Origin of the sequence: Fodinicola feengrottensis (assembly GCF_010993775.1) — a bacterium.
Classification (GTDB): domain Bacteria; phylum Actinomycetota; class Actinomycetes; order Mycobacteriales; family HKI-0501; genus Fodinicola; species Fodinicola feengrottensis.
Genome location: NZ_WOTO01000083.1, coordinates 1 through 13,556, shown reverse-complemented (window position 1 = coordinate 13,556; position 13,556 = coordinate 1). Strand labels below are relative to the sequence as shown.

Here is a 13,556-nt window from a genome sequence, read left to right as displayed (position 1 = left end):
CCATCTCACCCGTACCCCGATATGCAAAGCCGCAGAGCGGGTTAGCCTCGTCGTACAGGCAAGCGTGTAACGGAAGTGGCGGACGACGTCCGGCCCAGGAGAGGTTGGCAGCGGCCATGAAGATCGCCCGTACGGCCCATTCCGACCAGCCGTGGCGGATCCACGAGTTCACCGGCGATTTTCGGACCGAGGACGTGTGGTCGTTCCACACCCCCGGCGCCGGACCGGACGACTTTCCCGTCATTCTCGCCGCGACGCGGACGGCCGGCGGATCCGCCAAAGAGCCCCGCATAGTCCGGTTCCTGTTCGCGGTGCGCTCGAAGCTCGGTGCCCTCCTCGGTTGGGACAAGCCCAAAACGAGCCTCGGCAAGCGCGTTCAGCCCCTGCATGACCGCCTGCCAGGCGATCTCCGTGAGACCGTCGACGGCTCCGACACCAGCGACGCCCCGTTCACCCCCGTGTACCTGCTCCACAACGAGTCTGTCCGCGAGCTGGCGAACAAGACCTGCCATGCCGTCATGCACCTGGGGTGGGTGCCGACCGGAGCCGGCGAATACGAACTGCGGATGGCGATCCTGGTCAAGCCCAACGGCCTGTTCGGACGGGTGTACATGGCTCTCATCGCACCGTTCCGCTACCTGATCGTCTACCCCGCGATCACCCGGCAGTGGGAGCGAGCCTGGCGGAACCGCGGGCTTCAGCCAACGCGATGATCCAACGCCAGGTGGTCGTACGCGAAGCCGTCGGGCGGCGGGCGGGTTGGCGTAGGGTCACTACGGTGAGATCAACTTCGACAATTTTCCGCCTCTTCGGGGCTTTTGGTGTAGCGGTGCTGCTCGGTCTGACCATGGGATGCGACGCGGGCAGCCCGACGCCGAACGCGGTGACGGTGCCCGTCCCGTCCACGACGCCTTCGGCGGAGCCAACGCCGTCCGCATCGGGCTCGGCGCTACCGACCGTCAACGGGCACCTCAAGCCGGACAACCATATTTACGAAACCAACGGCACCCAGAGCGTTGCCTTGTCGTTCGACGACGGCCCGGATCCGACCTGGACCCCACAGATCCTCGCGGTGCTGCGGGAATACCACGTGCACGCGGTCTTCTGCGAGATCGGCTTCCGTGTCAAGCAACATCCGGAGCTGACCAAGATGGTCGCCAAGGACGGCAACACGCTCTGTAACCACACCATGTGGCACAAGCCGGAGCTGGGCAAAAAACCGGCGCCACAGATCGTCAAGGACCTCGCCGACACCAACTGGCTGATCCAGCGGGCCAGCGGCGGCGTAAGGCCCGTGTATTTCCGGGCCCCGCAAGGCGATTTCACGGACCGTGAGGTGCAGGTCGCGGCCGGTCTCGGGCTCGCGTCACTGGGCTGGAAAGTCACGTCGTCGGACTGGCAGAAGCCGCTGATGACCCCGAAGAACATGCTGAACTGGGTGGACCGGACGATGCAGCCGGGCTGCATCATTCTGTTCCACGACGGCGGTTCGCCGGGCACCCACGCGCACACCGTGGCCGGCCTGAAACTCATCCTCGACGACATCATCATCACAAGAAACACTGGACAGTCGTCACCCTTTAAGGCCCTGCCCTTCTGAGCAGAAATCGTCTCGCAGATCGCCCGCTACCGGCCCAGATCGGGCAAAAGCCGGTAGCGGGCCGGCTGCGCTGCGCATTCACAGCCGGTCTGGCAAGCGCGTACGAGCGTCCACACGGCATGATGAGTGCCGGTTCGCCCCTGGTAAGCGCTCGAGGAGGAGCTGTGCGGTTCGGAGTGACCAAGGTGCTGGATTCGATCGAACGCCAGCTCACCCTCGACCCGACGACGGCCCGTGCGGTCGTCGACCTGGCCTCGGTGGTCCGCTATTCGGCGCTCGACGGCGACACCAGCCGGCCCTTCAACCTGACCCGGCTGGGCCTCGTGATCGACTCGGTCGGCACCCACTTCAAGACCGGCATCGCGCGCGTGTACGCGGTGGTGGACCGCTCGATCCTGGGCGATCTGGAACTCACCTCGAACGAGAAGATGGTGATGCGCCGGTGGGCCGACGACGGCCTGCTGGAGGTCAGCGACGAGGCCGCCGGCCGGGTGCTGGAGATCGCCGAATACACCGGCCTGCCGGTCATCAGCCGCAACGACTTCAGCCCGTACGCACCCCAGCGGCCGTGGATCCACGGCACCTCGGGCAAGCTGCTGACGCCCGTGCCGGGGATGGGCGGTGCTGCTCTTATGGCGCGGCCGCCGCAGCATGGAGCGCCGCCGAACCCGCCCGTACCGGATGCCGCGACAGCGGCGATCCTGGCCCGCAACTGGCATTGCCCGGACCCGAACTGCGGCGCGTACGCGACCCCCCGGCCAGACCGCCAGCAGCCGCCGCCGCGCATCCAGCAGGGCCGCCCGTTCTGCCCGCGGCACAACCAGCCGCTCGCGGACGCCGGCCCGCGGCAGTACAGCGTGCCGATCACCGTACGGGTCAACGGCAGCGACCGGTTGGAGTTCGCGGTCACCTCGCAGGGACCGACAGCGGTCGGCCGGGCCCCTGAGGACGCCGTCGCGATCTCGCTGTCCGAGTTGCTGGACGACGAGGTGGTGTCCAGGATCAGCCGCAGCCACCTGCGCCTGGAGTTGGCCGCCGCGTCCCTCACCGTGACCGACACCAGCATGAACGGCACCAAGGTGCACCTGCACAGCGGCCCGGGCACCGAGACCGGGCAGATCCGGCTGCAGCGCGACGAGCGGCACACACTCGGCGAATGGGACGTGGTCGAGCTGCACCCAGGCGTCCAGCTGATCCGCAGCGACCGCCGCGAGTCCGCGCCAGTCGAGGAGGTCTCAGTGATGGCCGAGGCGCCCACCACGGTGATCCACCTGCGTTAGAGCTTTTTCTAGAAATGGTTGAGAAGTTGGGCCTGGCCGGCGGAACCGAGCGGATCCAGGTGGGTGGGATCGGCCCCGCTGGTGACCTCCAGATGTCCCATGCCCACCAACGACTCCGCGTCGCAGGCGCCGGCATAGAGCATCGCGAATCCGTTGACTTTCAGGCGCAGCCCGGGATCGCGGTCGGTACGCTCCAGATTTCCCTGCCCGTCGGCGATTTCCAGCCGCCACGAGCCGGCGTTCCACGGCGCCAGCCGGTCTTCCAACACGAAGTCGACACTCGCTCGTACGTGCGACGGCCACCCTCGGGTCCGCACCGCCGCGACCACGTCCACTGGCCGGTGCATCCACGGGTCGTATTCCGCCTCGCGGCTGCTTTCCAGCGGCAGAACCGCGGACACCGCGTCGAAGGCGAGCGGCCGCAGCCGCAGCACGCCGACGATCGATCGCCAGCTGCCCAGCACCCCGACCACCTCGCGAGCCGCTTCGGGGGTCAGCGCGAGCAGGTCCATAACGTCAAGTCGGGCCTGCGGGCCCCAGCCTTCGCCGCGCTGCCAGGTCGCATAGCCAACCAGTTTCTCGCCGTCCTCCACCAAACTCAGACCGTCCACCGTGGACGGCAGCGCCTGCGCGTTGGCGTAGCTGCTGTCGAAGAACGGCCCGCGCCGCGCGGGCCAGCATCCCGCAGCGTTTTCGGGCGATCTCCTCATAAAGCGCCAGCACGGCAGGCAGATCGTGATGAGTTCCTGGCCGGGTGCTCAATTTCGCTGACGGCTTGTACTGCGGGAGTGCGCTGGTCGGCAGGTCACGCGCTGGCATCGTGCCGACCACCTCCCAGCCGAAAGACCGGTAAGCCGCCGCGACCGAAGGAAAAAAAAAGCGCGCTTACCGCGGCGCCGCGCTCATGCGCTCCGCGCAACAGCCCGGAAAGCAGCGCCCGAGCCACCCCGCGACCGCGTGCCTCCGGGATCACCGCGACCCCGCCGACATCCGCCGACGCGACCAGCCGGCCGCCCCACCACTGCTCTCGTGATGCCGGTCCATGGCCTTGCCAATCTGCCGGCCCTGGCCGTCGAAAGCGCCGTAAATAGTGCGGCCCGGCATCACTTCCCGCAAGTCCGCGGGTGGGTCGCCACGGCCACCGAAGGCGAGCCGGCCCAGCTGCCACGACGCGGGCTGTTCGGCGACCGTCAACTCCCGGATCTCAAGATCATCGGACATTTCCCGAGCCTATCTCGATCTTCTCGACCGGCGATGCCGAATTTTCGGTACGGATAAAAGCCAGCACGACCGCGACGCAGCACCCGCCGGCGGCGGCCGCGAGACAGAACGCCGGCCGATAGCCGGCACTCGCCGCGATCAGGCCACCCACCGGGCCTGCCACCAGCACACCAAGATCCCAGAAAGAGGTCATGACGCCCATCGAAACGCCAGGCTGCCGGCCACGTACGCGATGCAGCGTCATGGCCGCGCAGGCCGGGTAGATCAGGCCCAGACCGACGCCGGCCAACGCCGTACCGGCCAGCGCGAGGACCGGGCCGCCGGCGAACGCGACGATGAGCAGCGCGACGACCTCCACCGAAACAGAGGCGGCGGCCACCCGTCGACCGCCGTACCGGTCCACCGCCGGGCTGCCCGCGAACCGGGTGGCCAGAAAGCTGCCCGCGAAGACGGTCAACGCGTACCCATCGACACCTATCCGGTCGGCCCGCAGGTGCAGCACCAGCAAGGCCGCGATGGTGCCATAGCCGTACGCGGCGAGGCCCAGCGCCAGGCCGGGCAGCGCGACTCCGGTCGGGACGATGTCACGCAACCTCGCCAGAGCGCGCGCTGACTGCTGCGTCCCGCGAGTGGTGAAGACCAGCACCATCGACAGGAAGGCGAGAGCGACGACGGCGTACCAGACCCTCGACAGGCCGCCGACGGCGAGCAGGGTCGCGAGCACCGGGCCGGCGGCGAGGCCACCCCACATCGACAGCCCGAACCAGCCGGCGATCCGGCCGCGGCGATCCGCCGGACTCGCGGCCAGCACCCAGGGCAGCGCGCCCGAGAACAGTGCCGCCTCTCCGGCCCCCATCACCAGCCTGGCCAGCAACAACATCGGCAGGTTCGGGGCCAGCAAGTGGCCGATGCCGCCGAGCGCGGTGAGCGCGCCACCGATCATCACCACCGGCCGCACCGGCCGCTGTCGGCCAGCCAGCCGGCGAACGGCCGCCCGCAGGCGGTGGCCAGGAAGGCGATGCCCACGGCCGTACCGCTCGCGACCGCACCGCCACCAAACCGCGCCGGCACGTACGCCGGCAATGCCTGCAAGGTCGCGCCGAGCGCCAGATAGCCGCACAGCACGGCGAGCCAGAGCCGGCGGACCGGCGGAGTCGCGTTCATACCTGCGATAGTAACGACTGGTATTATCTCGTCAAGACGGCTTTGGAGGGAGCGACCATGCCGGTGAAAGCTGGCCAACCACTGGACCCCGCCGCCACTCGCGCCCGAATCCTGGCCGCCGCCGCGGACGTTTTCTACCGCCGCGGCATCCACGCGGTCGGCATCGCCGAGGTCGCCGAAGCGGCCGGCGCGTCGAAGCTGTCCATCTACAAGAACTTCGGGTCGAAGGCCGGCCTGGTCGAGGCCGTCCTTCGGGACCGGACGCAGCGGGTCCGCGGCTGGCACGACGAACGCAACGTCGAGGCCGCGCCAGCCGGCCGCGAGCGGGTGTTGGCCGTTTTCGACCTGGTCGCGAGCTGGTACGCCGAGGCCGGGTTCCGCGGCTGCGCGATGATCAACGCAGCCACCGAGGACCGCGGTTTCGACGGCCCGCCGAGCCAACTAGCTCGCGAACATCTCGGCTTCTACCGGGATCTTTTCCAACGGCTGCTGGAAGAAGCCGGCGTGGCCGATGGTCGTACGGTGGCCCGCCAGCTCGTCGTCGTACTGGAAGGGGCCACCGTCGTCAGCGCCGTCGACCGCGATCCAGGGCTCGGCGCGCAGGCTCGTACGATCGCCGGCGTCCTCGTCGACGCCGCCCTGCCAGTCGATGGCGGCGATCGCTAACGTCTGGACGTCCCGACGACTGTCACAGTTTCCCGCATCCGCTGAGTGAAGACCGTCAGGTCCTCTGAGGGCGTTGCCCTCTCGACAGGACCGGCTTCTGGATGTAACAGCGCTGTTATAGTTGTCTCATGCACGCTGGACTGGGGACGCGACTGCGGCGGCTGCTCGACCAGTTGGACGCGGACGTGGCGCGGGCCGGCGTCGAGTTGGGGCTGGTCGACTACCGGCCGCGGTTCTCCCCGGTCGTACGAGCACTGGTCGCCGACGGTCCACTGTCGATCCGAGAGTTGGCGGCCACGGTCGGGGTCACCCACTCGGCGGCCAGTCAGACCGTGGCGCAGATGGAACGAGCCGACCTCGTCACGCTGCGGGCCGGGCCGGACGCGCGGCAGCGGATCGTACGGCTGACACCGAAAACCCGCCGGATGCTGCCGGCCATCGAGGCGGAATGGACGGCCACCGCCGCCGCCATGTCCACATTGGACGAAGAGCTGCCCTATCCGCTGACCGGCGTGGTCGAGGCCGTTTTTCAGGCGCTGGAGCGGCGGCCTTTCCACGATCGCATCCTGGACGAGCTGAACCACTGAGAGGATTTCGTTGTCTCTGTTGGTAGACACGCGACCGTTGCGTGACTCGGCGGCATTTCGCCGGCTCTGGTGGGGCAGCGGGCTGTCCGCGATCGGCAGCCAGATGACCACTTTCGCGGTGGCTCTGCAGGTTTTCACCCTCACCCATTCATCGCTCGCGGTCGGCACGGTGGGCCTGGCGGCGGCCGTGCCGGCAATCACCGCGGGCCTGTTCGGCGGCCCGGTGATCGACGCCGTCGACCGGCACCGGCTCGTCCTGCTGACCAGCAGCGGCCTCGCGGTCGTGTCGGGGCTGTTCGCGGTGCAGGCGTACGCGAACCTCGAGCAACTTTGGCTTCTCTACGCGCTTGTCGCGCTACAAGGTCTGCTCGGTGCGGTGGACGGCCCAGCCCGGCGGACATTCCTGGCCCGGCTGTTGCCGGCAGACCGGGTGCCGGCCGGCGCCGCGTTGACGCTTTTCAGCGTGCACCTGAGCGTCACCGCCGGCCCGGCGCTGGCCGGCCTGCTGGCAGCGGGCTGGGGCCTGAAAGTGTGCTACCTGCTGGATGCTCTCAGTTTCGCCGCGGCTCTCTACAGCATCGCGCGGCTGCCCGCGATGCGACCGCAAGGCGGCGCGGCCCGACCAGGGCTCACTGCCGTACGCGACGGCCTCCGCTTCATTCTGGGCAACCGGATCCTGTCCGGGGCGTTGCTCGCGGACGTCTGCGCGACCACGCTCGGGATGCCTTTCGCGCTCTTCCCAGCCATCAACGCGGCGCGTTTTGGCGGTGGCGCGCAAACCCTGGGGACTGCTGCCGGCCGCGGTGGCGGTTGGCGGCATCATCGGCTCGATGGTGTCCGGCCCTGTCGGCAAAATCCGGCGACCTGGCCGCGCGATGCTGCTCGCGGTTGCCGTCTGGGGCGCCGGCCTCGCCGGTTTTGGCCTGGTTCCTGGACTGTGGCCGGCACTCGCGATGCTCGTGCTGGCCGGCGCGGCCGACGCCATCAGCGTGATTTTCCGTACCAGCATGGTCCAACTGAACACTCCGGACCAGTTTCGCGGGCGTACCAGCGCGACCGAATACGTGGTCGGCGCGGCCTGCCCTTACTTGGGCAACTTCCGAGCCGGCGCGATCGGATCACTGATCTCGCCGGCCGTCAGCGCCACCGCCGGCGGACTCGCCGTCATCGCGAGCGCCGCCGTCATCGGGCTGGCGGTGCCGGGCTTCGCCCGCTATCGCGCCGACTAAGCTTTTTCGGCGATTTCGGCGAAACGCTCGTGCAGCCGGTCACGAATCTCGTCCGGGGTGTACGCCCGGCGACGCCGCTCGGCGCGGGCGATCACCACCCCGGTGGCCACCACACCGACGACACTCGCCAACCCGACAATCTTCCACCAGCGCATTTCCCTAAGCTAGCGCAATGGCGGAGACGACGATCGACCTGGCCAAAGCGTTGGAGCTGACGCGTACGGGCGACATCTGGGTGTTCCGCGGTCGCTCCAAGGCGGACCGAGCGATCCAGATGCTGACCAACAGCCCGGTGAACCACGTCGGCATGTCGGTGGTGATCGAGGATTTACCGCCGCTGATGTGGCACGCGGAGCTGGGCAAGTCCCTGCGGGACAGGTGGACCGGCAACCACCAGCGCGGGGTCCAGCTGCACGACGCGCGCGAGGCAGTGCTGACGTGGGCGCGCCGCTACGACCAACGGGCCTGGCTGCGGCAGCTGGATGGCGACCTGTCCCGCGAAAGCGAAGACGCCGTGCTGAAAACCATCGCCCGGCTGGACGGCACGCCCTTCCCGTCCACCGCACGGCTCGCCGGCCGCTGGTTCAAGGGCCGGGTGCCCAACCGCAAGGCCCGGGACGCCGAACGCAACGGGACGCTGGAAACGGCCTACTGCGCCGAAGTCGTCGCCGTCACGTACGAGGAAATGGGGCTGCTGCCGGCCGGCCGGCGGCCGAACTGGTACGACCCGGGGCGGTTCTGGAGCGGCGATGACCTGGAACTGAACGACGGCGCCTTGCTGGGCAACGAGATCTCAGTGGTGATCCCAACCGAAGATTGATCAACAACAAAAGCCCGCCCTGATTCACGCCTTGTGAATCAGGGCGGCGATGCCGTCCAGGACCCGCTCCAGGCCGAAAGTGAAGTTGTAGTCCGGGTTGAACGCGGCCTGATGGGCGTCGCCGGCCGCGCTGCCCACCCGTACGGCCAGCGGGTAGCGGGTCGGGTCCATCACCTTGTCCAGCACCGGTTCGTGCGCCTCCCACCACTGCAGGTCGGTCAGGCCCGTACTTTGCTCGGCCTGCGCCGAATCCACCGCGCCGCGGGCGGCGCCTTGGACGTACCCGCTGATCAGCAGGATCACCGAATCCATCTGCACGTCGCTCAGGCCAATGCCCTCCACGGCCCACAGTTGGTGCTCGTACACGGCGATGGTGTGCGGCCCGAGCGGCGGCCGGCTGGTCGCGTTGACCTGTAACAGCCACGGATGCCGCCTATACAGCACCCACAGGTCGCGCGCGATCGCGCCCAGCCGGTCCCGCCAGCCAGCGTTTTCCCCGAAATCGGTGGACAACTCGGCCAACACACCGTCCACCATCAGGTCGATCAACTCACCTTTTCCCGGCACGTACGTGTAAAGCGACATCACCGAGACGCCGAGCTGCTCGGCCACCCTGCGCATGGCCAGCGCCGAGAGGCCCTCCGCGTCGGCGACCGCCACGGCGGCAGCGGTGATCTGCGCGATCGTGAGCCGCTGCTTGGGCCCGCGGGTGGGCCGCGGCGCAATGCCCCACATCAACTCCAGACTGCGCCGCGGATCGCCGCTGCCACCGTGTTCGATCGCCATTGTGCCTATTCTGCACCGCGTCTTAGCGGCTTAACCGCCGGTAGGCCAGCACCGAGAGCGGGAAGAAAATCGCGACCAGCACCACTGGCCAGCTGATCGCCATCGGCACCGCGTACGACGTGATCCACGAATCGGTGGCCGCACCCGGATTCCCGAACAGCGTTCGCGCCGCCGTCGCGGTGGACGACAACGGGTTCCACTCCGCCACCGCCGCCAGCCACGCCGGCATGGTGGCCGGCGCCACGAAAGCACTGGACAGGAATCCCAGCGGGAATTCCAGCGTCTGCACCGCCATCAATGCCTGCTGCGACCGGAAAATCAGTCCCAAGTAGATGCCGATCCACACCAGCGCGAACCGCAACAGCAGCAAAAGCCCGAAAGCTCCAAGCGCCGCGGCGAACCCGCCATGCCAGCGCCAGCCGATGAGGAGGCCACAGACCACCATCACGATCAGCCCGACGGCCGAATAGAGCATGTCGGCCATCGCCCGGCCGGCCACCATCGCCGAACCCGCCATCGGCATCGAGCGGAACCGGTCCATCACCCCGCGGTCGGCGTCGGTGGTCACCGAAGTGACCGTCTCGCCGATCCCGAAAAGCATGGTCATCACGAAAACCCCGGGCATCAGGAACTCCCGGTAGTCCCCGCCGCCCGGCACTTTCATCGCGCCACCCAGGAGAAACGCGAACATCAGCATGATCATGACGTTTGAATGCCAAGCCAAAAGCCAATCGGCCGGGCTGGCGACCCCAGTGCGCGAGCGCCCGCTGGGTGATCACCCAACTGTCCAGCACCGCCGCCGTCATGCGACCACCGTCTCTTTCCCCGTCAACTGAAGGAAAACCTCGTCCAACGTGGGCCGCCGCAGCTGTACGTCCTGGACCGCGATCCCCTCTTTTTCGAAAGCCGTGAGCACGGTCGAGATGGCCGCCACCCGATCTCGTACCGGCGCCCCCACCCGCCGAATGTCCCGATCGACGATGGCCGGCTCGCCGGTGAGCAAGGACATCGTTCGTACCCCCCTGTCCAGGTCCGACGCGTCGTGCAGGATCACCTCGATCCGGTCCCCTCCGACCTTCGCCTTCAGCTGGTCAGGTGTCCCCTCAGCGATCACCCGGCCGGTGTCGAGCACCGAGATCCGGTCGGCCAGCTGATCGGCCTCATCCAAATACTGCGTGGTCAGCAGTACAGTCGTGCCGCCCGCCGCCAGGTCCCGTACGGCGGCCCACACCTCGGCCCGGCCGCGCGGATCGAGCCCGGTCGTCGGCTCGTCCAGAAACAGCACCGCCGGCGCCAGGATCATGCTGGCCGCGAGATCCAACCGCCTGCGCATGCCGCCGGAATACTTCGCCACCGGCCGGTCCGCCGCCTCCACCAACTCGAAACCGCTCCAGCAACTCGCTCGTACGCGCCTTCGCCGCGCGCGTCCTCAGGTGGAACAGTCGGCCGAACATCACCAGGTTCTGCCGTCCGCTGAGCACCTCGTCAACTGCCGCATACTGCCCCACCAGCCCCATCCGAGCCCGCGCCCGGGCCGCCTGCCGGACCACGTCGAAGCCCGCCACCCGCACCGTTCCAGCGTCAAACCGCAGCAACGTAGCCAAAATCCGCACCACCGTCGTCTTGCCCGCGCCGTTCGGCCCGAGCAGGCCAAGCACCTCCCCCGCCGCCACACTCAGGTCGATCCCAGCCAGCACCTCCCGCTCCCCGTACTTCTTGCGCAGCCCCTCGATCAGAACGGCCTTCTGCTCTGCCATCTCCACCTCCATCAAACACCGTACAACATACGGAGTTCGATGGTAAACGGGTGCACCCCTCGCGAGGGTGACGTTTTGGAGTGACAAACTACGGCATTACGCCCGTCAAACGTCACCTTCGCGGAGTACCCCCGCATCGCGCGTGACTCGCCGGAGACGTGGCCGGTTGACCGGTGAATTTCCAGCGCACGCTGCGCATATTCGCTGGCGAGCTTGCGCTCGTCGCGGGCCAGGTGCAGCTCGGCGAGGACGGTGAGGGCGACACCTTCCAGCAGGGTGAATCCGCTGTCGGCGGCAATGACGAGGGCGTTCTCCGCCGATGACAGCGCCCGCTGCGACTCGTCCTGGACGCCGGCGAGGGCGATCAGCGCCTCGCATTCCTCCATCAGCACACCAATGTCCCTGGCCAGCCCGACGGCTCGCTGGCACTGGTCAACCGCCCGCGCCGGTGGCCGAGCAATCCCGCCGCCACCCCCACCGCGGTACGCGCGGCGGCCTCGACCCGCCGGTCGGACCTGCTGTCGGTGACCAGGCTGAGCGCGATATTCGCGCATTCAAGGGCGTCCACGGCCTGGCCGGACGCACCCAGGATGGCCGCCAGGTAAGTACGAGCCAACGCCTGGTCGGCGGAATGGCCGATCCGACAGAAGATGTCCACGGCCTCACCACACAACTCCGCGGCTTCGTCCAGCCGGCCCTGAAGAAAGGCGACGACGCCCAGGCCGTCGAGGGCATAGCCCTCATTTCCAGATGCCTTGGCCTGTCGGGACAGGATGAGCGCTCGCCGGTTGTGTTCGGCCGCTTCTTCCAACCTGCCATCGAAAAACCGCAGCAGAGCGAGATTGACCAACGCGGTGGACTCCAAATAGGTCCAACCGCCTTCGTGCGCGAGGTCGAGTGCGCGTGACTGGTGGACGGCGGCCTGGTGCAGCCGGCCAAGATCCTCGTCGATCCATCCGAGGTTGGTGTGCACGGCGGCCTCGCCGAGTTTCCAGCCGGCCCGTTGATAAAGCTCGAGCGCCTCGGCGTAGTGCTGCACAGCCAGCGAATAATGGCTGAGGCACGCATGCGCTGTCGCCAGGTTGAACTGCGCGGCGCCGTAGCCGAGCACCTCACCATCACTGTGCGCCGCCGAAATAGCCGCGTGCGCGACAATCAGCCAGTCCACCACCTGCTGACATTTCTGTAGATGGCCACGCATAGCGTCCGCGAGCTGCCAAGCGGCCCGGGACGGCCCGTGCTCCTGCGCGTGCTGCACCGCCGACACCAGGTTGGTGTGCTCGGCGTCCAGCCACCCGCGCGCATCCGAATAGCCGGCGAATACGACCGGCCGCGCCGCTGCCCCGGGTTTGTCCAGCGGCAGCCGGATAATCTGCGAATAAAGCAGGTCCGATGCGGCCCGGGCGGTGTGCAGGTAATGGTCGAAGAGCCGGTTCAGCGCCGCCTCCCGGTCCCGACGCTCCACGTCGCGGTGCACCTTTTCGTTGGCATAGCGGCGAAGAAGGTCGTGGAAGGTGTAGCGGCCAGGCACGTGCTGGTGGATCAGGTGTGCGGTCGCGAGTCGTTCGAGCAGCCGGCGAGCGTCCGGTGCCTCGCAGTCGGCCAGCGCGGCCATCGACCTCGATGTCATGTCCGTGCCCGGCATCAGCCCCAGCAAACGGAAAACTCGCTGCTCGTCGGGAGCCAGCGAACCGTACGAAAGGTCGAATGCCGCTCGTACAGCCGACTGCTGATCACCCTCGACCTCCAGCGCGGCAATCACGTTTCCGTCGCGCAGGTCGGCGAGATAGTCGCCCACTCGCCAGTCATGGTGATTTGTCAGGTGTGCGGCCGCAATCCGCAGAGCCAGCGGCAAGTACGCGCAGGTGGCGGCCAACTGGGTGATCGCGAGCGGCTCGTCCGCGGCCCGGCCACCGAGCATTCGTTCCAGCAGCGCGACTGATTCCGGCACGGACAACACGTCAAGGGTGAGTCGCCGGGCGCCGTCCCGGGCGACCAGCCCGTCGAGGCGGTCGCGGCTGGTGACCACCACCAGACAACCGGCGCTGGCCGGCAGTAGCGGGCGAATCTGGTCCGCGGTGCAGGCGTTGTCCAGCAGCACCACCATCGCCCGGTCGGCCATCAACGTCCGGTAGACCGCGGTCGCCTCAGCCACATCCACCGGCACCTGCGACGGCGGGACGCCCAGCGCCCGCAGGAACTGGGAAAGCACCTGCTGCGACCGCAACGGCGGGCCGACACCGTATCCGTTGAGATTGGCGTAAAGCTGGCCGTCGGGGAACCGGTCCCGGATGCGGTGCGCCCATTGCACTGCCAGCGCGGTCTTGCCCACTCCCGCGGTGCCCGCGATCGCGGTGATCAAAACCGCCGGTGGCCGTGCACGTGAGTGTCAGAACTCGTCCAAACGCGTAAATCTGTTCCCGGCCGGTGAAATCCAGGACGGCCG

At 68.0% G+C, this 13,556-nt stretch carries 17 protein-coding genes and 2 pseudogenes; 7 read left to right on the top strand and 12 right to left on the bottom strand.

Annotated elements, in window-relative coordinates; all coding sequences use genetic code 11:
* Window positions 1-104 precede the first annotated feature (104 nt).
* From GNX96_RS44545 to GNX96_RS44535, 3 genes are all read left to right on the top strand, one after another.
* A complete protein-coding gene (locus GNX96_RS44545; RefSeq protein WP_452124512.1) occupies window positions 105-713 on the top strand; it encodes a DUF2867 domain-containing protein in 609 nt (202 codons plus the stop codon).
* Complete coding sequence (locus tag GNX96_RS44540; protein WP_279583172.1) at window positions 710-1,600, top strand: polysaccharide deacetylase family protein; 891 nt, start codon at window positions 710-712, stop codon at window positions 1,598-1,600. The genes GNX96_RS44545 and GNX96_RS44540 overlap by 4 nt, the downstream gene beginning before the upstream one ends.
* 164 nt (window positions 1,601-1,764) lie before the next feature.
* A complete protein-coding gene (locus GNX96_RS44535; protein WP_163573477.1) occupies window positions 1,765-2,880 on the top strand; it encodes an FHA domain-containing protein in 1,116 nt (371 codons plus the stop codon).
* Window positions 2,881-2,888: 8 nt separating this feature from the next.
* On the opposite strand, the gene GNX96_RS60050 is transcribed toward GNX96_RS44535, so the two are convergent.
* The 5 genes from GNX96_RS60050 to GNX96_RS44520 all read right to left on the bottom strand — a co-directional run bounded on the left by GNX96_RS60050 (window position 2,889) and on the right by GNX96_RS44520 (window position 5,265).
* Window positions 2,889-3,590, bottom strand: coding sequence for a sterol carrier protein domain-containing protein (locus GNX96_RS60050; RefSeq protein ID WP_279583171.1), 702 nt, complete (start codon window positions 3,588-3,590; stop codon window positions 2,889-2,891).
* Window positions 3,591-3,685: 95 nt separating this feature from the next.
* The gene (locus GNX96_RS60045; protein ID WP_279583170.1) at window positions 3,686-3,853 is read right to left on the bottom strand and encodes a hypothetical protein; all 168 of its coding nucleotides are present in this window, start codon (window positions 3,851-3,853) and stop codon (window positions 3,686-3,688) included.
* Window positions 3,850-4,101, bottom strand: coding sequence for a hypothetical protein (locus GNX96_RS60040; protein ID WP_279583169.1), 252 nt, complete (start codon window positions 4,099-4,101; stop codon window positions 3,850-3,852). Before GNX96_RS60040 ends, GNX96_RS60045 begins: the two co-directional genes overlap by 4 nt.
* Window positions 4,091-5,044, bottom strand: coding sequence for an MFS transporter (locus GNX96_RS44525; protein ID WP_163573476.1), 954 nt, complete (start codon window positions 5,042-5,044; stop codon window positions 4,091-4,093). Before GNX96_RS44525 ends, GNX96_RS60040 begins: the two co-directional genes overlap by 11 nt.
* The gene (locus GNX96_RS44520; protein ID WP_163573475.1) at window positions 5,044-5,265 is read right to left on the bottom strand and encodes a hypothetical protein; all 222 of its coding nucleotides are present in this window, start codon (window positions 5,263-5,265) and stop codon (window positions 5,044-5,046) included. Before GNX96_RS44520 ends, GNX96_RS44525 begins: the two co-directional genes overlap by 1 nt.
* Before the next feature lie 57 nt (window positions 5,266-5,322).
* Here GNX96_RS44520 and GNX96_RS44515 point away from each other — a divergent pair, with 57 nt between their 5' ends.
* The 4 genes from GNX96_RS44515 to GNX96_RS44500 all read left to right on the top strand — a co-directional run bounded on the left by GNX96_RS44515 (window position 5,323) and on the right by GNX96_RS44500 (window position 8,567).
* Complete coding sequence (locus tag GNX96_RS44515; RefSeq protein WP_163573474.1) at window positions 5,323-5,931, top strand: TetR/AcrR family transcriptional regulator; 609 nt, start codon at window positions 5,323-5,325, stop codon at window positions 5,929-5,931.
* A 128-nt stretch (window positions 5,932-6,059) separates the two neighbouring features.
* On the top strand, window positions 6,060-6,518 hold the full coding sequence (locus tag GNX96_RS44510) for a MarR family winged helix-turn-helix transcriptional regulator (RefSeq protein WP_163573473.1): 459 nt from the start codon (window positions 6,060-6,062) through the stop codon (window positions 6,516-6,518).
* A gap of 10 nt (window positions 6,519-6,528) precedes the next feature.
* A complete protein-coding gene (locus tag GNX96_RS66625; protein WP_163573472.1) occupies window positions 6,529-7,962 on the top strand; it encodes an MFS transporter in 1,434 nt (477 codons plus the stop codon).
* Entirely contained in the window at window positions 7,920-8,567 is a 648-nt protein-coding gene (locus GNX96_RS44500) for a hypothetical protein (RefSeq protein ID WP_163573471.1), read from the top strand. Before GNX96_RS66625 ends, GNX96_RS44500 begins: the two co-directional genes overlap by 43 nt.
* A gap of 24 nt (window positions 8,568-8,591) precedes the next feature.
* Here the strand turns inward: GNX96_RS44500 and GNX96_RS44495 are convergent, their stop codons facing one another.
* From GNX96_RS44495 to GNX96_RS44475, 7 genes and pseudogenes are all read right to left on the bottom strand, one after another.
* On the bottom strand, window positions 8,592-9,353 hold the full coding sequence (locus tag GNX96_RS44495) for a TetR/AcrR family transcriptional regulator C-terminal domain-containing protein (RefSeq protein WP_163573470.1): 762 nt from the start codon (window positions 9,351-9,353) through the stop codon (window positions 8,592-8,594).
* 22 nt (window positions 9,354-9,375) lie between these two features.
* Entirely contained in the window at window positions 9,376-10,050 is a 675-nt protein-coding gene (locus GNX96_RS44490; protein WP_279583168.1) for an ABC transporter permease, read from the bottom strand.
* 105 nt (window positions 10,051-10,155) lie between these two features.
* On the bottom strand, window positions 10,156-10,521 hold the full coding sequence (locus tag GNX96_RS61965) for an ATP-binding protein DrrA1-3 family domain-containing protein (protein ID WP_313885951.1): 366 nt from the start codon (window positions 10,519-10,521) through the stop codon (window positions 10,156-10,158).
* 63 nt (window positions 10,522-10,584) lie between these two features.
* A pseudogene (locus GNX96_RS61960) lies at window positions 10,585-10,686 on the bottom strand (daunorubicin/doxorubicin resistance ABC transporter ATP-binding protein DrrA); the annotation flags it as partial.
* A gap of 118 nt (window positions 10,687-10,804) precedes the next feature.
* Window positions 10,805-11,110, bottom strand: a pseudogene (locus tag GNX96_RS61955) (ATP-binding cassette domain-containing protein); the annotation flags it as partial.
* An 11-nt stretch (window positions 11,111-11,121) separates the two neighbouring features.
* The gene (locus tag GNX96_RS44480; RefSeq protein ID WP_163573469.1) at window positions 11,122-11,496 is read right to left on the bottom strand and encodes a hypothetical protein; all 375 of its coding nucleotides are present in this window, start codon (window positions 11,494-11,496) and stop codon (window positions 11,122-11,124) included.
* Window positions 11,496-13,472, bottom strand: a complete 1,977-nt coding sequence (locus GNX96_RS44475; RefSeq protein WP_163573468.1) for an ATP-binding protein — start codon at window positions 13,470-13,472, stop codon at window positions 11,496-11,498. Before GNX96_RS44475 ends, GNX96_RS44480 begins: the two co-directional genes overlap by 1 nt.
* Between the last annotated feature and the right edge of the window lie 84 nt (window positions 13,473-13,556).

Coding starts and splice junctions, on each gene's coding strand:
- GNX96_RS60040 (WP_279583169.1), bottom strand. CDS start 4,101: ATGTCCGATGATCTTGAGATCCGGGAGTTGACGGTCGCCGAACAGCCC.
- GNX96_RS60050 (WP_279583171.1), bottom strand. CDS start 3,590: ATGAGGAGATCGCCCGAAAACGCTGCGGGATGCTGGCCCGCGCGGCGC.
- GNX96_RS44525 (WP_163573476.1), bottom strand. CDS start 5,044: ATGATCGGTGGCGCGCTCACCGCGCTCGGCGGCATCGGCCACTTGCTG.
- GNX96_RS44495 (WP_163573470.1), bottom strand. CDS start 9,353: ATGGCGATCGAACACGGTGGCAGCGGCGATCCGCGGCGCAGTCTGGAG.
- GNX96_RS44515 (WP_163573474.1), top strand. CDS start 5,323: ATGCCGGTGAAAGCTGGCCAACCACTGGACCCCGCCGCCACTCGCGCC.
- GNX96_RS44480 (WP_163573469.1), bottom strand. CDS start 11,496: ATGGAGGAATGCGAGGCGCTGATCGCCCTCGCCGGCGTCCAGGACGAG.
- GNX96_RS44490 (WP_279583168.1), bottom strand. CDS start 10,050: ATGCTGATGTTCGCGTTTCTCCTGGGTGGCGCGATGAAAGTGCCGGGC.
- GNX96_RS44540 (WP_279583172.1), top strand. CDS start 710: ATGATCCAACGCCAGGTGGTCGTACGCGAAGCCGTCGGGCGGCGGGCG.
- GNX96_RS44520 (WP_163573475.1), bottom strand. CDS start 5,265: ATGAACGCGACTCCGCCGGTCCGCCGGCTCTGGCTCGCCGTGCTGTGC.
- GNX96_RS44510 (WP_163573473.1), top strand. CDS start 6,060: ATGCACGCTGGACTGGGGACGCGACTGCGGCGGCTGCTCGACCAGTTG.
- GNX96_RS44500 (WP_163573471.1), top strand. CDS start 7,920: ATGGCGGAGACGACGATCGACCTGGCCAAAGCGTTGGAGCTGACGCGT.